The organism is Secundilactobacillus sp. MJ173, assembly GCF_059704265.1.
Window position 1 is genome coordinate 21,039 of the sequence record NZ_BAAKGN010000066.1, and the last position, 18,273, is coordinate 39,311.

At 43.8% G+C, this 18,273-nt stretch carries 19 protein-coding genes and 1 tRNA gene; 12 read left to right on the forward strand and 8 right to left on the reverse strand.

Features of this window, described 5'->3' with window-relative positions; all coding sequences use genetic code 11:
* Nucleotides 1-12: 12 nt before the first annotated feature.
* Nucleotides 13-678 (reverse strand): D-alanyl-D-alanine carboxypeptidase, encoded by a 666-nt coding sequence (locus AC6H04_RS10565; RefSeq protein ID WP_497571632.1) that lies wholly within the window; start codon nt 676-678, stop codon nt 13-15.
* Between the two features lie 364 nt (nt 679-1,042).
* Here AC6H04_RS10565 and AC6H04_RS10570 point away from each other — a divergent pair, with 364 nt between their 5' ends.
* The 4 genes from AC6H04_RS10570 to AC6H04_RS10585 all read left to right on the forward strand — a co-directional run bounded on the left by AC6H04_RS10570 (nt 1,043) and on the right by AC6H04_RS10585 (nt 7,761).
* Nucleotides 1,043-3,208: a YhgE/Pip domain-containing protein gene (locus AC6H04_RS10570; protein WP_497571633.1), complete on the forward strand. Its 2,166-nt coding sequence runs from the start codon at nt 1,043-1,045 to the stop codon at nt 3,206-3,208.
* A gap of 721 nt (nt 3,209-3,929) precedes the next feature.
* A complete protein-coding gene (locus tag AC6H04_RS10575; RefSeq protein WP_497571634.1) occupies nt 3,930-5,039 on the forward strand; it encodes a SpaA isopeptide-forming pilin-related protein in 1,110 nt (369 codons plus the stop codon).
* Between the two features lie 6 nt (nt 5,040-5,045).
* The gene (locus tag AC6H04_RS10580) at nt 5,046-6,575 is read left to right on the forward strand and encodes a SpaH/EbpB family LPXTG-anchored major pilin (RefSeq protein WP_497571635.1); all 1,530 of its coding nucleotides are present in this window, start codon (nt 5,046-5,048) and stop codon (nt 6,573-6,575) included.
* 34 nt (nt 6,576-6,609) lie between these two features.
* The gene (locus AC6H04_RS10585; RefSeq protein ID WP_497571636.1) at nt 6,610-7,761 is read left to right on the forward strand and encodes a class C sortase; all 1,152 of its coding nucleotides are present in this window, start codon (nt 6,610-6,612) and stop codon (nt 7,759-7,761) included.
* 516 nt (nt 7,762-8,277) lie between these two features.
* Here the strand turns inward: AC6H04_RS10585 and AC6H04_RS10590 are convergent.
* A complete protein-coding gene (locus AC6H04_RS10590) occupies nt 8,278-9,213 on the reverse strand; it encodes an L-lactate dehydrogenase (RefSeq protein WP_497571637.1) in 936 nt (311 codons plus the stop codon).
* 374 nt (nt 9,214-9,587) lie between these two features.
* Here AC6H04_RS10590 and AC6H04_RS10595 point away from each other — a divergent pair, with 374 nt between their 5' ends.
* Nucleotides 9,588-9,668, forward strand: coding sequence for a putative holin-like toxin (locus AC6H04_RS10595; RefSeq protein WP_497571657.1), 81 nt, complete (start codon nt 9,588-9,590; stop codon nt 9,666-9,668).
* A 217-nt stretch (nt 9,669-9,885) separates the two neighbouring features.
* Here AC6H04_RS10595 and AC6H04_RS10600 read toward each other — a convergent pair.
* Both AC6H04_RS10600 and AC6H04_RS10605 read right to left on the reverse strand, forming a co-directional pair.
* Nucleotides 9,886-9,960, reverse strand: a tRNA-His gene (locus tag AC6H04_RS10600).
* A 57-nt stretch (nt 9,961-10,017) separates the two neighbouring features.
* Nucleotides 10,018-10,287: a hypothetical protein gene (locus tag AC6H04_RS10605; protein WP_497571638.1), complete on the reverse strand. Its 270-nt coding sequence runs from the start codon at nt 10,285-10,287 to the stop codon at nt 10,018-10,020.
* Nucleotides 10,288-10,582: 295 nt separating this feature from the next.
* Between AC6H04_RS10605 and AC6H04_RS10610 the strand changes: the two genes are divergently transcribed.
* Nucleotides 10,583-10,759, forward strand: coding sequence for a hypothetical protein (locus tag AC6H04_RS10610; protein WP_168924590.1), 177 nt, complete (start codon nt 10,583-10,585; stop codon nt 10,757-10,759).
* A 54-nt stretch (nt 10,760-10,813) separates the two neighbouring features.
* Here the strand turns inward: AC6H04_RS10610 and AC6H04_RS10615 are convergent, their stop codons facing one another.
* Nucleotides 10,814-11,359 carry a hypothetical protein gene (locus tag AC6H04_RS10615; protein ID WP_497571639.1) on the reverse strand — a complete coding sequence of 182 codons (546 nt, stop codon included), beginning with the start codon at nt 11,357-11,359 and terminating at the stop codon, nt 10,814-10,816.
* A gap of 198 nt (nt 11,360-11,557) precedes the next feature.
* Between AC6H04_RS10615 and AC6H04_RS10620 the strand changes: the two genes are divergently transcribed.
* From AC6H04_RS10620 to guaD, 4 genes are all read left to right on the forward strand, one after another.
* Nucleotides 11,558-12,691, forward strand: coding sequence for an NADH-dependent flavin oxidoreductase (locus AC6H04_RS10620; RefSeq protein ID WP_497571640.1), 1,134 nt, complete (start codon nt 11,558-11,560; stop codon nt 12,689-12,691).
* A gap of 114 nt (nt 12,692-12,805) precedes the next feature.
* Nucleotides 12,806-13,480 carry a transposase gene (locus AC6H04_RS10625; protein WP_497571641.1) on the forward strand — a complete coding sequence of 225 codons (675 nt, stop codon included), beginning with the start codon at nt 12,806-12,808 and terminating at the stop codon, nt 13,478-13,480.
* Nucleotides 13,477-14,370, forward strand: a complete 894-nt coding sequence (locus AC6H04_RS10630) for an IS3 family transposase (RefSeq protein ID WP_497571642.1) — start codon at nt 13,477-13,479, stop codon at nt 14,368-14,370. The genes AC6H04_RS10625 and AC6H04_RS10630 overlap by 4 nt, the downstream gene beginning before the upstream one ends.
* Nucleotides 14,371-14,531: 161 nt before the next feature.
* Nucleotides 14,532-15,872: a guanine deaminase gene (gene guaD, locus AC6H04_RS10635; protein ID WP_497571643.1), complete on the forward strand. Its 1,341-nt coding sequence runs from the start codon at nt 14,532-14,534 to the stop codon at nt 15,870-15,872.
* An 80-nt stretch (nt 15,873-15,952) separates the two neighbouring features.
* Here guaD and AC6H04_RS10640 read toward each other — a convergent pair whose 3' ends face one another.
* From AC6H04_RS10640 to AC6H04_RS10650, 3 genes are all read right to left on the reverse strand, one after another.
* A complete protein-coding gene (locus AC6H04_RS10640) occupies nt 15,953-16,102 on the reverse strand; it encodes a hypothetical protein (RefSeq protein ID WP_497571644.1) in 150 nt (49 codons plus the stop codon).
* Between the two features lie 6 nt (nt 16,103-16,108).
* On the reverse strand, nt 16,109-16,237 hold the full coding sequence (locus tag AC6H04_RS10645) for a hypothetical protein (RefSeq protein ID WP_497571645.1): 129 nt from the start codon (nt 16,235-16,237) through the stop codon (nt 16,109-16,111).
* Nucleotides 16,238-16,553: 316 nt separating this feature from the next.
* Entirely contained in the window at nt 16,554-16,820 is a 267-nt protein-coding gene (locus AC6H04_RS10650) for a hypothetical protein (RefSeq protein WP_497571646.1), read from the reverse strand.
* Nucleotides 16,821-16,996: 176 nt separating this feature from the next.
* On the opposite strand from AC6H04_RS10650, the gene AC6H04_RS10655 reads away from it, so the two are divergent.
* Nucleotides 16,997-17,203, forward strand: coding sequence for a DUF1659 domain-containing protein (locus AC6H04_RS10655; RefSeq protein WP_497571647.1), 207 nt, complete (start codon nt 16,997-16,999; stop codon nt 17,201-17,203).
* A 26-nt stretch (nt 17,204-17,229) separates the two neighbouring features.
* On the forward strand, nt 17,230-17,463 hold the full coding sequence (locus tag AC6H04_RS10660) for a DUF2922 domain-containing protein (RefSeq protein WP_497571648.1): 234 nt from the start codon (nt 17,230-17,232) through the stop codon (nt 17,461-17,463).
* The last annotated feature ends 810 nt before the right edge of the window (nt 17,464-18,273 follow it).

Sequence of the window (18,273 nt, forward strand, 5' to 3'; positions counted from 1 at the left end):
CTTTTTGGTTCACTATCCTTTGATTTGAGGCAGCAAGCCGTTAATGAATGTTGTTAAAGCTGTGTTTGCATTATGCAAAATTTGCGTGGTGTTGTATAAGTTGTTGATGCCGTTAGAAACATCACTTTGAATCAGTGTGATGATCTGACCGAGTTTAGCAATATCCGAGCTGTTGTTAAGGCTGTTCTGTAAGTTGGTTAATTGATTGATCAAAGTTGGCAGCGTGGTATTGTTGTTGACCGCGTTCAGCAGTGAAACAATCTGGTCGTGGGTCTTAGTGGATGTAGAATCAATCAAATCGACTAGTTCGTTTAGCTGACTCAACTGTTTTTGAGTATCGACAACGCGAACTAGGTGACCACGCCAAATCCAGCCCTTAACCTTACCGTTACCGTTTTTAACGTAGTAGTAAACGGCTTTATTGCCATTGGCTTTCCGCACAGTGTCAGATTTATAGGTATAGAACAGAGTGAAAGGATAGTTGTCGGCGTTGTGAGCCTTTTTCGTCAGACTGGTGCTGGTATAAAGGTAGCCGCTAACAGCGTGATAGGGTTTCTTTGAAATAGATCGTGATGAGATCACCTTGGCACCTTTGCTCTTGGCAGCTGCCGGTGTGCTAACACCGAAAGCAGTAAACAAACCAGCAAATAATGCGATGATCAAAAAAGGTTTCTTCATTTTAAGTGGACTCCTTATATAAATATAATTAATACCGGTTTATAACCGTTTAAACGACTTATCTGACAGTTGTCAGCAAACGTTTAATTTGAAAATAGTATAACATCAAATCGGCTAAAATCCTGTAAACGAAATGAAACAACTACTTGAAAAGTCAAAAAGGTAAAAAACGAATCCGTTCACCTGTCGCTTATTCTCCTATATTTTAGTACAATTTAAGGTAGAATGTATTGTTTCTTAAAACTGTAGGGGTGTTCAGTATCATTCTACCAGTGCTTGAAATCAGCCAGTTTGTCCCCTAAAATTAGTAACAGTATGCCAAGTTCCATTTGGCCGAAGCGTAGTCAACAGAAGGATGGTTTAAATGGAAAACATCAAAGCAATCTATCAGCGTGATTTGAAGGCCATGATCTCATCGCCACTTGTAATGGTTACAATATTGGCGCTGTGCATCATGCCCAGTCTTTACACACTGATCAACGTCCGGGCCGTCTGGAACCCGTATGACGTTTCTGAAATTAAAAATATTCCGGTGGCCGTTGTTAACCACGATACTGGTGCTAATATGGCGGGACAGAAGCTGAACGTTGGCGACACCGTGGTGCAGACACTGAAAAATGATCATCAGCTGAACTGGCAGTTTGCCTCGGCCAAAAAAGCTGATACCAAGCTCAAAGAGGGCAGCTACTACGCGGAAATTATCATTCCAAGTAATTTCTCGAAGTCGTTGTCCAGTATCGCAGGGGATGACCCACACCGGGCAAAGCTGATTTATAAGGCGAATAGCCGAGATGCGCCCATGGGTGGCAAGATTACTGAAACGGCCGCTAAAACGCTGGTCAATCAAGTTCAGACTAATTTTCTGCAAACTGTCAACACGACCCTATTTTCTAAACTAAACGTGCTGGGAGACAAGGCTAAGAGTCAGCAGGGACAGATTTTGGAACTGAAGGATTGGATCATCGCGTTAAGCGACTCCATGGATCTTGCCACTGGCGCGCTGGGAGAAGTGAACCATACGTCCACTAATATGGAAGCAATTTTGACGGGGTTGAAACCCGTGATGACCGCTTCACAAAACGTGGATGTGCTCCAGCAGAGTAACTCAGCGACGATGTCATCTCTGCACAGCGTCCAAGGGTCTGTCGATAAGGCCTTCAACAGCCTGGACACTAACCTCAATAGTGCATCGGCAAGTGCTAACCGTTTGAATAGTATTGTGAAACAGTTAAATCGGTCAGCCAGTTCCACCAACAAAAGTGCCGTCAATGATATGCTGAACCGTGCCATTTCTCAGGTCAATCTGTTAAAGGGACAGGTGACACCGTTGCAGTCATTCCTTAAGAGCATTAATGGGCAATCTCATTTGTCGGCCATTAGCGGATTGGACGATAGCCTGGGCAATGTAGTGTCCTTGCTGAACACTGAAAAGTCTCAGCTGCAGTCACTGAAGTCCACGTTGGCTAGTCAAGGGCGGCTGACTTCGGGTGAAATCGCTAGTGCAGCCGACAATACTCACCGGATCACAGTGGGGATGAACTCAGCGCTTGGTCAGTATAACCGCTCCGTCAAAACACATTTAGACAGCATTAGCGGTAGCCTCATCTCAGCGGTCTCGAAGTCGCAGTCGATTCTTAGCGAACTGAAACAGGCTAAGGGGATCAATGAAGATTACCTGAATAATGCGATTGAGGGTAACCAGCTGATTGCACAAAGCAGCTCTAATCTGGAAAGCAAATTGACCACGTATCAAGATGATATTCAAAACATCGCTAACCAGTTAAAACTGACCAGCAATGATGATATTGTCAGCATCATCACGGTCTTACAGAATAACCCCAAGACCATGGGCAATACGTTAGTGTCCTTATTCAACGTTAAGGATCAAAGTATTTACCGCGTGGGAACCTTTGGGGCAGCCTTCTTACCGACTTACATTACCTTGTCGATCTGGATTGGTTGTACCATGCTGGTGATGATTCTGCACACTACGATTCCCCGTGAAAAGCGGCGGTTCCATAACATGACCGTTCACGAAGAGTTCTGTGGCAAGATGCTGACCTTTGGGACGTTATCAATGATTCAGACCATGATCATCATTTTCAGTTCGATTATTTTACTCCGCGTTCAAGTAGAAAGCGTCTTTATCATGCTGCTTTTCGGGGTGCTTTCGTCGCTACTGTTCACAGGGATCGTCTACGGGCTAGCCGCGACGTTTGGCAATCTCGGGAAGGCCATCGTCATCTTCTTGGTGGCGGTTCAACTGGCTGGTTCTGGGGCGTTGTACCCCGTCCAGCTTGATCCAGCGTTCTATCGCTTTGCTTACCGCTTCGCACCGTTTGCTTACAGTGTTGGCGGTTTCCGTGAAGCGGTTGGGGGACCAAACATGCAGACGGTCTTCATTGACGCCATCGTGTTGATTCTGATGTTTATCGGGGTCTTCATGCTAGGATTTTTCCTGAAAATTAAAGCGCAAAACTTTACGCGTCGTATCCTGTCAGACTTTAGTCGGACAGGGATTGGCCAATAGAATATTGATTGTGAGTCTTAGGATAGCTTTCCTAAGGCTCTTTTTGATGTGTGCGATATTTATGTCGCCTTCGGCTGCTGGTGGATTCATTGCTGCAGGGACCGGTGAAAGCCTGAGAAGCGGTCTTTCACCTCGCACCCAAGCCACGCCCAAACCGCGCGTCTCGGATGTCGTCCGATGCTGTAAGGGCATCCGCCCTAACAGCACCGTCACAGCAGATGAATCCACCAGCGTCCTTCGGCTACGATGAGAATCTCGCGTCATACTCCCAAAAAGGAACTTAATTTCGAATCAAAACTCAATTCAAGGCGAAACATCTAGCAAATTACTGCATACGCATTTTAATGCAAAAAAGTTATTGAAATGCATATTATCATATAGTAGTATTTAAGCTTGAGATGAAACAAATCCCATTAAATAGGCTTTTTAGTGAGAGAATCGTTAGAGAAAATTAATATTGGTAATGAATAATGCATATTTAATACGCATTTTCGCCACTAAAATGAGAGCGCTTTTATCTAGCTCTAATTAAATTATCGGGGCTTTACTTGATATTATCAGGCTTTATTAGAAATATAACATATAAGTTTGGTAAGTTCTGGTAAAACTCATTAATTTTTTATCTCACTATTTTCGTCACTTACGTTCAGGGGATTTGGAAATTTATCTCGTTGTTTCTGGGTAATTTGTTGGCATTTGAGTGAGGGGCAGGTGGTGGTAAATGAAGCAATGGCGGTTACTGATGCTAAGTTGCTTGATGTTGTTAATAACAGGTTTTGGGCTAACGGTCGGTCAACCGCGGACTGGTTTTGCGGCGGTATCGGTGAGAGTCCAGCTACCTGAAGATGTTCGGGCAACTGATCAACGGGTAACGTTGAAGGTTTATCAGCTTGGTAGTCAGGTTCGGCGTACATCTGATTGGCACGCATTACAGCAACAACTAGCTGGAAAGCCGCCCATGGCGATGAATCAATATGTCAGGCAGAATCATCTGAAGGCATTGACATCCGTTAGCGGACAGGCGGAGGTTAAGTTTAGGGGACGGGCTGGACAAGCTTATTTGCTGGTACAGAGCACCAAGCTGCAGCCGTTTATATCGCAGAGCTGGGTTCAACCGCTAGCACTAAAAGTGACGGATCAGATGGGCATATTGGAGGCAAAAGGGACCACTGTTACTGAGAAACCCTATTTTTACAAGTATGGGACCAAAAATAATGGGGCGACACCTCCCTTAGCTGGCGCGCGATTTGTCTTGACCCAGCAGGTTGCCGGGCAGTCGCTGTACCTAACTCAACATGGTGGTTGGAGCAGTGTTAGGAATGATCCGACTATCCAGCAGTTTACGTCGGATAAAGAGGGGCTGGTCCGCTATGATGGATCGGTACTGTCGCCTGGGGATTATGAATTCCGTGAGATAGCGGCGCCAAAGGGGTACGAAATTAGTCAGGCAGCAGAACACGTTAGCGTGCATATCCCGACTAGTGGAAAGATTCTGGTGCAGGGGACTGTCCTTGAGCCGTTAGTAGCTGGTCACGTACCGGAAACGGTTGCCACACAAAAGTCGCTTCGAGTCTACAATCCACAACAGTTGACCACTGGCAGCTCTGAAACGGGTGGTCAAGGCGTCACTGATGGGACTAATAACGGGAAAGCTATTATTTCGAAGCACGATAAACGAGCGCGGTCATCGAAACGGCACCAACCGTTTTGGCTGCCGCAAACGAATGAAGAACGAACAATGTTTGCTGTTGTGGGCGGGTTGATTATTCTGGCCGCAACAGGGTTGCTACGTCACTACAGGCACACATACACTTCCAAGAAGGAGCGTTAGAGTAAGATGAATAAATTAAAACATATTTTTGTGGCACTATTATTGGTATTACCATTGGCGTTTACTGGGTTAAGTACGCCCAGCGCTAAGGCCGCTAGCAATGAAACGGCATATATTCGACTACACAAGTTGGTTTTTGGTTCAGATAAGACACTACCAGATTTACCAGGTAGCGGTGATTTATTAGGTAAAGAATTATCTGGTGATCAACTTCAGGGTGGGAAACCATTAAACGGGGTTGAGTTTACCGTTTATGACGTCACCAACAGTTATCAGCACCTATCGGGTCCTTCAACTGAACGTCAAAAGTTGATTCAGGATAATGCTGTTAAGGCTGCAGCTGCTGGGTATCAACTCGGTGATTCTCAAATCACTAACGTTAAGGGAATAGCTGACTTTGCGTTACCAGTGAAAAGTACCCATGCAACTGGTAAGAATGCGGTGTACTTGATTCGCGAAACCAAATCGATTTCCGAAGAGACCAATACTAACCAGTCAGTTGTGAAGACCGCTGACCCAATCGTTTTGGTGATGCCATTGAATCAAGCAAGCACCAAAGACAACCCGTTGCACATCTATCCTAAAAACCAGACTAAAAAGATGTTGACTAAGGATTTAAATGATCTCGATAGTCTCGACAAGATTACTGATAAAAAGGATTCTAGCGTGACGGATGCTGTTTTAGGGTATGGGGATAAAGTAAGTTACACGGTAAGTATCGTCGTACCAGCAGATATTACGTCCTTGGATAAATTCGCGGTTACTGATACTCCGGATGACGGTTTGAAAATTGATACCGGTAGTATTTTGATTCATGGCGAGCAGTCTGATGAAACTGTGCCAGGTTGGAAGTTTACGCCAGCTCCTGCTGGTTCGTCGAAGTTTACGATTCATTTTGATCCATCCAAACTCGCTGACTATGCGGGTAAAACAATCTTGATCACTTATAACGCAACGGTTAATAAAATCCTGACACCAGAGACAGCCATTAACAACCATATTGCCCTAAATAACCAGCCTCAAGTCAATGGGACTACTCCAATCACAACGGGTGGTGCTAAGTTCGAAAAGACGGATGCTGATACTGGTAATGGGTTAAAGGGTGCAGAGTTCTTAGTCACTAGCAAAGATGGCAAAAAATACCTGACGGATACGGGTGAGGGCTACGAATGGAAAGAGCTGCCAGCTAATTTCGATGCTGAAAGCTATGATCCTGCAGCGCTAGAGAAGACCGCAGTTGTGCTTACTTCAGGTGAAAACGGTGATTTCGAAGTTACAGGACTAGGCTTCGGCGACTATTCATTGACCGAAGTAAAAGCGCCAAAGGGCCATGCGCTATTAACTGAGCCACAAACATTTAAGGTGGACAAGGATTCTTACGATGACAGTCACGTTATCAAGATCGCCAATGCTGCGGAGGGTGTTTTACCGCACACCGGTGGCATGGGAATCTACGTGATCATGCTCGTTGGTGCAGTTATCATTGCTGCAGGGATCTTCTTCCTTAAACGTAGCAAACGTCACGAAGAAATTTAAACAGTCACTTTAGTTAAAAGGGGGGAGAATAGCTGTGCCTAAATCAAAGCCGCGGAAATCACGGTTTACTGTGACACACCTCATTGGCAGTTTACTGCTGATGGTGGGTGTGGCCGTTGCACTGTACCCCTTTTACATTGGGTCACTGAACGATTTGCTGGATCAGCAGCGGGTGGCAAAAGTTCAACGTGAAAATGAGGGTAATGCTGAGCAGCGCCTAGCTGATTTGAAGCGTGACAATGCTGGTGAAACTAGTGGTACCAACAGCGATCCGTTCGCTGGTTTAAGTCAGAAAACGACCCTTAATTTAAAACATGATATGTTAGGTACAGTAACGGTTCCTAAACTGGCACTGACTGTACCGGTGTTTAAAACGTTGAATGATGCCTCTTTAGAAGTCGGGTCTGCTGTAGTGCCGGGGTCATCTATGCCAACGGGTGGGCGAGGCACCCATACGGTGGTTGCCGGACACCGTGGGTTAGTGGATAGACGGCTATTCTCTGATTTGAACCGTGTCAAAGAAGGCGACCTTTTCGTTTTTAAAATCTACGGAAAGCATCTAGCCTATCGCGTGTTTCAGATACAAGTGGTTGAACCAACTGAAACGAGTACCCTAAAAATTAAGCCTGGTCAAGATATCGCGACGCTGTTGACTTGTACGCCATACATGATTAACTCACACCGGTTGCTGATTACGGGTAAACGGGTTGCCTATACGTCAGCGGTGGCTAAGGATGTTAGTCATGCTAAACGGGCTGAGCGATGGCAGCAACTGGCCATTTTGATTGGCTGTATGTTTGCCATTCTTGCTGTGCTTTGGCTGATTGTGCGTCAAATTTACCGTTCAATGCTGAAACGGCGAATCTTTCGGCTTCAATTTCAGTGTGTCGATGTGGCTGGTCAGCCGGTTGCGGGGCAAATTTTTGGCTTGCGTAAGCGTAATGGCAAGATGCTGTATCGTGATGGTCAGCCATTGACGGTGACTTCTGATGGCAACGGTAACTGTTTGATTGAAAACTTGCCGGGCGCGCTTTATCGCTTAGTTGGAAATGATCAAGCAGCGAGTTATTTTCGAGTTGGTGTTAAGCGACTTAAACAATCTGAAATGGCGTTTTATCCATCTAAACGGCAAGTCCAGTTCGTTAACCAGCAAGAGGGTCAATGGCAAATTTTAGTTGATCGTTAAATTAGTATTTGAAGGATTTCGAGGGATAGTTCTCTTGAAATCCTTTTTTGTTTGGAAATGATTGCCGCTTTCGGTCGCCAGCCAGTTCATTGCTGTGGGGACCGGTGAAAGCCTGAGAAGCGGTCTTTCACCTCGCATCCAAGCCACGCCAAAGCCCCGCGTGCCTCGGATGTCGTCCCGTGCTGTAAACAGCACCTTCACAGCAGATGAACTGGCTGGCAACCTGCAGCTAAGCTTGAGAAAGTGAATCTAAAAAGACTTCAGCCCATCTAAAGGTCGAAGTCTTGATCTGCATCCTTAATATTCTGTTCATTTAAGCCTGTCAATTCATTCTGTATTGTTTTTGGAAGCGTCAAAGTCTCACCTTCTCTATGATCTAGTAAGCTACTTAAACTGTACTGAATGTAAGAGGCAAAAGCAATTTATAATGATGTTGAGAGAAAACAGTGAGACACAACAAAAAGAGCCTAAAGTAAGATGATTATCTTACTCTAGACTCCAAGTTAATTAGTATGTTTAAACTTCTTGCTTAACGTTAGGCAATGTTTCAAACTTTTCACGGATGAAGCCGGCTGATTCAGCTAACTTTTGTTCTTCCTCATCAGTGATTGGCAGGCGTAATGCTTCTACGACACCGTTTTTGCCGATGATGGCAGGGTGACCAACGTAGGTATTGTACTTGTCACTGTAGCATGAGCAAGGGCAAGCCAAGTTAGCATCATCCAAAACGGCACGGCTTAATTTAACGGCGCAGGTTGCAATGGCATAGCTGGTATAACCTTTGCCTGAGTGAACAGCCCAGCCACCGCCACGTGCTTGGGTTTCAAGGTCTTCAAGGTCAAGGCCCTTTTCTTCGGCTAATTCTTCAATTGGCAAGCCGTTAACTGAAACGGTAGACCAAGCGACGAATTGAGATTCTCCATGTTCGCCTAAAGTGTAGCCAGTAACATTTTTGGCATCAACGTTGAAGTTTTCGCCAACGACTTTTTGCATCCGAGCGGTATCCAAGAAGGTCCCGGTACCAAGAACCCGGTTAGCTGGTAAGCCGGTAGCCTGTTGCAGGTAGTAGGTGATACAGTCACAAGGATTCATCACGTCGATTAAAACACCGTTAAAGCCGGATGCTTTGATCTTAGGTGCGATATCTTGCACAATTTCACGGGTGTATTCGAACTCAGCCCAACGGTTGCCACTAGCATGATCCAAGGCATGAATATTACCAGAAGTAACGAATAAAATATCAGTATCAGCTAATTCTGAATAATCGTTGATTTTGATTGTGGTGTGAGAATCGAGACGAGCTTGCGAATCCTGTAAGTCTAATTGCTCAGCACGTGCCTTTTTTTCATTTTTATCGATTAAGATTAATTCATCAGCAATTCCCTGACACACCAGCGTATAAGCGACTGTTGCTCCAACGTGTCCGACCCCGATAATTGCGTATTTTCTCATATGTATTGCCTTCTTCTCATAAGTTTTTAATATATGTTGATGGCACTAAGATACCAGTTCATTGTTGCGTTGTCAACAGTACATTCATGAATAATGGATATTGAAATGCAACTAGGCTTGTTATGTCGGGGTTTAAACGCTAGAAAAATTTGCTCAATAATTATTAAAGACTGTTTGGAAACTGTTTAATTGAAATGAGAGTGTTGCTACCTGTTTCGTTTGACGATTTATGGAAAATGTTTCAATTCATTTGGTGTACAAAAAAACAGTATACCGTATGATATACTGTTACAGCAGGAGTTTCATGGGTGGTGGTATCAATCGCGGAAGTGAGTGATGCCTATGATTTACGAAATTTACAAAGGAATTAGACTGTGTCAGTATTTGACACCTTATCACTGATGATTGCTTTCGCAACATTGGTGGTACTAATCGACCGTAGAGACCGTAAGTAAAAAGCCACCCCTATATAAACTTTGGCGAGTTTAAGGTGACTTTTACTGTTAACCATAACTTACCACCGCTCTTGAAGCGGTCTGCAGGAGGTCGGTGTTCAAGCACTGGCCTCTTTTTATGATTCTATTATATCATATTCTAATTACCAGATTAAAATAAACAGTCTGTAAGAAAAAAGCCGCATGATCAACAGATCATACGACTTTTTATATTTAGGGCGGTATGTGGGACTCGAACCCACGCGTGCCGGAACCACAATCCGGTGTGTTAACCAAACTTCACCAATACCGCCATCACAACAATAACCATCATACCATAGAATCGGTGAAGTTGAAAAGTAAAATTTAATTATTTTGCGGATGTATCATCATTTTCGTCGGCATCATCGCCCTGAATCATGCGCAATGCTTTTTGATATTCGTTAACTGATTGTGAAAATGGTTCCCAGAATTGTGGTGTAACCGTGTCCGCTTTACGCAGTTCGACACCAAGCGCAGTCGGTACTAGGTCAACCTCATCGCCCTCATTGAGTTCAAGTTGCTTCACAAATTCATCGGGTACCTTCAGATACAGTTCACCATTTTTATTGCGTTGAATTTTTTCTGATTGAGCGTCCATGATGCCGGCCCCTTTCTGTCTTGTCGATTTTAGCTACATTATACGGCAAAACAGTGGTGGTGGGTATAGTTGGCAGCAATTGTTTTAGGGAAACTTATCGAGATGAGTGAAAAGATTAACATGTGGGTAGTGTAGCGCCTGCAGGGATAGAGATGCATGAGTCGGCTAGCTCACATTCTCATAGCAGTCTGCTTGCTTTCACATATTGTTGTGTTACACTACGATTATCCTGAAAGTGATCGAGTACGATATCGTGTTGTGAAACTTCCTTGAATTTGCAAAGGGGGCAATGGTCGTGGCTAAACGCTACGTTATTACCAAGCCAGACGAGCACATTGTACACCGGACGGATAGCCTACAAACGGTTACCCAAATTACTAAGCGCCCAAAGTGGGTCGTGGAACAGTATGTAAATAGTGACAAGTTGCTTGATGGCTGGAAGATAGTCGATCAGAATCGAGTGGCAAGTTAACAGAAAACGACCGCCAGTATTATGCTGGTGGCCGTTTTTTGGTTTCAACTGTAATCAAGCAAACGTCTTTTTATCACCTAAAATAACCCGTATTTGAGGATTAATGATGTTTGCCACATCATTGATGCTTTGCTTATTGCCCTTATCTAGCCATTCGAGGCCTAGAGCCATAATGCCACCAGTCAAAAAGATGAGTTTTTCATCAGGAACCCGACGACCTAGCTTGTTTTCGTAGAAGGGTGCGCCTTCAGAAACGGAAGCATTAAACCAGATTTCTGATTTACCATTAATGAAAAGCTGCCTTAAGAATGATTCATTTTCACGGATTACTCTATAGATATATAGGCTAGCCTGTTGCCAGTTCACTGGTGATTGATTAATGATTTTATTCTGAAAAAAGCCATGAAAGATGTTGTTGGCGTGTTCAATCAGAATTTCATCAATGTAGTGGTAATTACGGTAAAAAGCCGATCGCGAGACACCTGCCTTGCGTACTAATTCACTAACGGAAATATCGTTTAGGCGTTTATTATTCAGTAAGTGTAATAGGGCTTCTAATAGGTGATGTTTTGTTTGAGCTTTAATTTCGGCATTAGCCATCACAGGTTCTCCTTTTATGTGACGTCTCATATATTGAATGAGCTTATTATAGCAAGTAGTATAAAAGTAAGTAAAGCGCTTACGTTTGTTGTGATTTTATCTTAGTTAGCCCGAGATAAATTTTTTTGAACTCACATGTGTAAAAAAGCACAAGTACTTTACTGAAAACTACGTTGTATTTTTAGGAGGATTTTAGAAATGTCAGATAATAATGACAAATTAACCACACCACTTGTCTTTAAGCATGGTGCTACTATCAAAACACGAACTGCAATGTCGCCGATGGTGATTAATGAGGCTGAAGAAAACGGCGATATCGGTGAAGATGCTTTAAACTTCTACTCGATGCGTTCCAAAGTTGCAGGGCTGATCATTACCGGTGCTTCATACGTCAGTGAAGGTGGAAAAGCGTACGATCTACAAATTGGTGCTGACCGTGATGAAAATCTACCTGGACTAAAGAAGTTAGCTAACGCCTTGAAAAAAGATGGCAACAAGGCCATTCTCCAGCTGCATCATGGTGGTCGGGAGGCAGTTACGGCACAAAAATTGAATGGGCATTCATATGCACCAAGTAAAATGAACTTTCCGTGGTTAGATTACACGCCAGAGGAGCTAACCGATGCACAAATTCGGCAAATTATCGCTGACTTTGGCGCGGCAACAACCCGGGCAATTGAAGCAGGCTTTGATGGCGTCGAGATTCATGGTGCCAATCATTATCTGTTACAACAGTTCTTCTCAGCATATTCAAATCACCGCACCGATCACTGGGGTGGTAGTCTAGAGAAACGGATGAACTTCCCGTTGGCTGTTACCAAAGCGGTAGTTGATGCTGCTAAAGATGCAGTTAAAGATGGCTTTATTATCGGTTATCGAGTTTCACCAGAAGAGATTCATGGCGAAAATACTGGGTATACGATCAAAGACTCATTGCAGCTCATCGATAAAATCGCTGACTATGATATTGATTATATTCACACCTCTCTTGTGAGATCTTACGATGAAAAACCTCAGGGTGGCAGTGAGAGTATTGGTCAATTAGTTAAAAAGACTGTTGGTGATCGCGTAAAGACCATCGTTGTTGCAAATGTTTTTGGCAAAGACACCGCGGAAAAAGCACTAGACTATGGTGATATTGTGGCTATCGGACGTCAGGCGCTGATTGAACCGGAATTTGCTGGCAAAATTCTGGCTGGTAAGTCGGATGAAATCCACACGACAATCACCAAGGATCGTGTTGATAAATTAGGTCTGAAGAATCATCTCATCAAGTGGTTTACTACACCAGGTAGCCCACTCCCTCCGCTTCCAGGTCAAGAAAATCTTTAATACAATGCTAATGTAAAAGGTATCGAGATTGTGATGACAAATCTGCGATAATCCCTTTATGGTTGTCAGATGAAATACAATAATTCATCTGATGACTATGGAGGGATTTTTTGTATGTCCAGATCTAAGTACACAGCACAGGAGAAGCTGGACCTGCTTGAACAGTTCAAAAACGCGGGTCTCTCTGCCACAAAATTTTCGAAACAGCACAAGCTTGAACGACATTCTTTAACGCGGTGGCAGGAGCAATATAATCGAGATGGTCTTGAGGGTCTCAATGAGGCAACTAAGAATAAGAAATACCCTGCGGCGCTTAAGCAAGCGGCAGTGCTTGCCTATCAAAACGGTGAAGGTACCCTCGTTGAATTAAGTTTCCGATTTGGGCTACGCTCAGAAACCCAGCTAAAAAACTGGATTATCAAGTATAATGAGGACAAAACTTTGACGGCGTCTCCGTCAAGAAAGCAGGTCCCCACTATGAGTCGAAAGACAACGTTTGAAGAGCGAATCAAAGTAGTTGAGTATGTGATTCAAGACAGACACTCTTATGCCGAGGCAGCGGAACATTTTCAGGTTTCCTATCAACAGGCCCGTTCTTGGGTACTCAAGGCCAAAAATGGTGGTTACGAAGCTTTAGTAGATAATCGTGGGCATCATAAGCGTGAATCAGAGCTTACCGAGAACGATCGTCTCCGTTTAGAAATCAGACGGCTTAAGGCCGAGTTAGCTGATAAAGAGCTCATCGAAGCATTCGCAAAAAAATTGCAGGAACTTCAGCGCAGGGGGTGAACAAACAGCATCGTCTGGCCTACTTCGCAATCAAAGAGGTCAGTCAAGGTAAACGTGGTGCAGTTGCCACACTCTTAAAGTTGATCGGTGTAAGCCGACAGGCGTACTACAAGGGATTGAACCGTACCGAAACAACTTGGGAGCAACACGATGTGTTGCTTAAGAAACGCACGCAGTACTGGTACGACTTTCATCACCAAGGCATTGGAGCTGATAACCTACTCATTGCCCTGCAGCATGACGATGAAGTCAAGTTTCCGGTCACCATCAAGATGGTCCGTCGTGTACAGCGAGAACTGGACATTTACTGTAAAATTCGTGTCAAGAAACGAAAGCGTCGTAAGGAAAGTGAGCAACATATTTTGGACAATATCCTCAATCAAAATTTCGACGTTGAAGCCCCCAACCAAGTTTGGCTGTCGGACTCAACCGAATTAACCTACGGTGTAAATGGTGAGAGCAAAATACGATTTAGTGGTGTACTTGATCTCTATGGACGTCGTCTGTTGGCATACAATTTGAGTGCCACAGAAACCTCAGCAGCAGAAGTTCAAGTTTTCCAACAAGCGTTTGAAATCGCTGGAGATGTGCACCCAATGGTTCACACCGACCGCGGGTCAGCATTCACTTCCGGTTACTTCAACAACTTTCTCAGTCGTCACAATATCATCAGAAGTATGTCTCGACCAGGAACGCCTTACGATAACGCACCAATGGAGCGTTGGTGGAATGAATTTAAATTGCGTTGGATGGAACGCCAGCCAATGCCGAAAACGTATCAGGATCTAGTAAGGATGGTTGAGAAGGGAATCGAATACTTCAACCATCACAATCGCTCAGCACAAAGAAACGGCCTCACCCCAGATGAATACTGGAGTGAAGCCGCTTAGAGATACGCAAAACTTTATATTATTTCATTTGTCAACTTGACAGGGCCAAGTGCAATCTCGATACCTTTTTTGGTGTATAATAAATTTATCAATTACACGAATGATATTTTTAAATAGTAGATTATAGTTCGTAAAAGATAAAAATCAACCAAGCGAGGTGCATGATCATTTCTTATTCAAAGGTTATCGAAGGGGCAAGCTTTTCACCCTTATCGCAGACGGAAGTTACTTACCAAGCACAGCAATTAATTTGTCTAGATGACAGTGGCTACATCGCCCGCATGATTGAACCTAGTGATTCAGACTATGCCACTGTCAAACAAGTTGCGCGGGCAAATGATACCTTAACCACGTTGCGTCCGAATCAATACGTCTTACCCGGCTTCATTGATCTGCACGTTCACGCACCGCAGTGGCCCAATGCTGGACTGGCGTTAGACCGGCCACTAAACGAATGGTTGGATACGTACACCTTCCCATTAGAGGCTAAGTATCAAGACCTCAACTTCGCCAAAACGGTCTATAATGATCTGGTTCAAGAACTACTGGCGAATGGGACCACTACCGTACTTTACTTTGGCACGATTCATAATGCTGCAAACTTGGAACTTGCTAAAGCCTGCATCCAGCATGGTCAGCGGGGATTCATCGGCAAGGTAGCTATGGATAATCCGGAGCAGACACCCGATTATTATCAGGATGCTTCGGCTCAAGTTGCGGTTGACCAAACCGAACAATTCATCCAGCAGCTGGGTGAGTTGAATCAAACCACGAATTTGAAACAGACTCCCGTCATCACACCGCGCTTCGTGCCTAGCTGTACCCCTGATAGTCTCAGAGGGTTGGGTGAACTAGCTCGTAAATACGATTTGCCCGTGCAGTCCCATTGCAGTGAAAGTGACTGGGAGAGTGGCTATGCCTTGGAACACTACCATATGCGTGATGCCGAGGTTTTGGATCACTATGGTTTGCTGACGGATAAAGCGGTGATGGCGCATGGCACCAAACTCACTGACCATGACTATCAACTATTTGAAAAACAGGGCGTCGCGGTGGCACACTGTCCAATCTCAAACGTGTATTTCGGCAATGCGGTTTTGCCCGTTAAGCGCGTGTTGGCACATCATGTTAAAACTGGACTTGGAACGGATATTTCCGGTGGCTATTCACCAAGTCTCTATCAAAATATGAGGCAAGCGGTGATGTCATCACGGATGTTACAAGATGGCGTGGATAATCAGCTACCTGCCGATAAGCGTGGTGTTGCGGATAGCGCAATTAGTGTGAAAACTGCCTTTTATTTGGCTACACGAGGTGGTGCTGAGAGTTTGCATATGCAGACTGGGAAGATTGCCGAAGGGTATTTGGCGGATATGCAGGTAGTTTCGCTTCAGAATGATTTTCAGACAGAGACTTCTGATAATGTCTTTGAAAAGTTGATGTATCAGACTAGTAAGGCGGATATTGATCAGGTTTATGTGCAGGGGGAACGGGTTAAGTAGCTGTGAACTTCTGGTATGTGAAAAAGACATCTCACTTGAGGTGCCTTTTATTTTACAGAAAATATTGTGAAACTAAATCATTAATCCTCATTTAGCCATTTTTCCATTTCGTCATTATTTGTTGGTGCCTTGGGATCGTGGCTCAAAGCATAACTGCGAATATCTGACGCTGCTTGTCGTAACTGTTTATCTTGGGCTGCTATTAATTGCTGATACACATCTTTGGACATTAATACCTAACCTTTATTTGTGCCGTTATCCTTGTTTTTGGTAGTGATGATCTCAATAGGTTTCTTGGTCTTGTCTAAGGTTTCAAAGATAGTGTGTTGATGTTTGTAAAAGTTCGACAGTGTATATGTGTCCATTTTTGACTACCTCTTTATCTTGAATTTATGCCATTAGCATGACTTAATGTGGGAGGAATTTCAATTGATTTGATTGGTAAGGTAAGCGGCAATGGGGATCAATGTTATATGCAAATCAAAAATCACCATATAACTGTTAGATTAATCTAACGGTCATATGGTGACTTTTGGTGTTTGTTGTTTTCATTGCTGAAACGTGTTCAAACAAGCAGAGACTTGCATGTAAGCCACTTATGACAGAATCCGTGTCAAAGTACGACACACATTCCGCCATAAGTAGCTTACACTCCAGTCTCTAAACGCTTGTTTTCACACTCTATTTTCTATACTCATCCAAATCCAACACAATAAAACTAACCGTTTGTCCTGGCTTGGTTTTCAGTTCACCTGGGGTGCTTGGTACCGGTAATTCATCGTTTAGTTTTACCAGCTTTTTGCCAACCGCTTCCGCCGCCTTTTGCGCCGCTTCTTCGTTTGTTGTACCCATTACTTTTACACCGGGTACATCTGGCACCGTGATCTGGACACGGTTAATCATTACTGTTGGATCAAAGATTGCTGGATATACAAGCCGTTGAGCCATGAAATAGCCTCCTGAATTTAAGTCACAATTTAAATCATCCTCTCCATTCTACCGAAGATTAGCGTTAATTTCAAAATTTTTAAAAATCGAGGTTGACACTTTGGCCCGCTGATTTGTTTGTATAAGTGTAGGGCGTTGGCCAACACTTACAAAACTAACTTACTGGAGAGATTGATATGAATACTACTTGGAATAAAACTAACCTGGTCTTGATCATGCTTGACGCAACTGACAACAAGGTCCGCTACACCTACAACAACATGATTGAAAAGCCTTCTGACGACCAAATTTCAAAGTTTGCTGCAGTCGTTGAAAAGTTAACCGGCTCAACATTCGTTAACGCCTTCGTCACAACCACTGATAACAAGACGCAAGTTGCCTAAGCCACTCATCTAAAGGAGATTAGAACATGAATAACGAAGAAAAAACAGTATTGCAGTTACGCTTCAAAGGTTCAGACGAAAAGGTGCACACCTTTAGTTTTCCAAAGGCGGTTTCTGGTTTAACGACTGAAACGATTGCCGAAGCGATGAACACGATTACGACGCTTGGCCTCTTTAGCCGGAAGGGTGTTGCCCTTTACGATTCAGCAGTCAGCGGCGCATACGTGAAGACCACTACGCAAGAACTCTACAAAGTCTAACTAGTACCGCCCCTAATTTATTCTCTACTCAATGAACGGTCGGGGGGGCGATATTGATGAAGCAACACGTAATCATCGCAGCGCTAGTCTTTTACGCAGCGCTGCACCTGAAGAACACGGAATTGATTATGATTGCACTGAGTATCTGGTCGATTCGCTAATGAGTGTGACACAACTCGGAAGATTCTAGCATATGAGTTGTGAAACAGATTAAGGCTGCCCAACGTTCGTCGCTATTTGACGAGTGTTGGGCAGCCTTTGTATGCTGACATATTTTGCCCCAAATAAGTACTAGACAAATTAATTTCACAAAATTAGGAGACTTTGATAGCTTTAATATGATTTTCAGTCTACAATAAAGAAGGTTTTAACGATGAGTCGTTAGACCATCATTAAATTAATATGATCTAAACTATTTTACCCATAAAAGATAGTTCGGACTGAGTTACAATCCCCAACAATATATACATCAAGCACTGGGCGCAGAATCAAAAAGCAGACGCCTATGCAGTCGGCGATAGGCAGTACCAACGTTATGGGTATATTTTCCTTCAGGGGATATAGGTAGCATGTCTTGCCAACGGTTAAAACCGTTTTCGCTGTGTGGGATAGATCGTGTAGCCATCAAAACGATGACACACTTTTGGATTGTGCGAACTTCAGGCCACTTTGGTGGTGCTGAGGTTGTTACCCAACTAAGAGACCTTTTCTCTTATCCATTTAAGGGGAGGGCCTTTTTTAATGGGCAGACACATGATAAATTTCAATCAGATATTAAAACTAAACCCAAGTCCATTGCATAGTTATCCC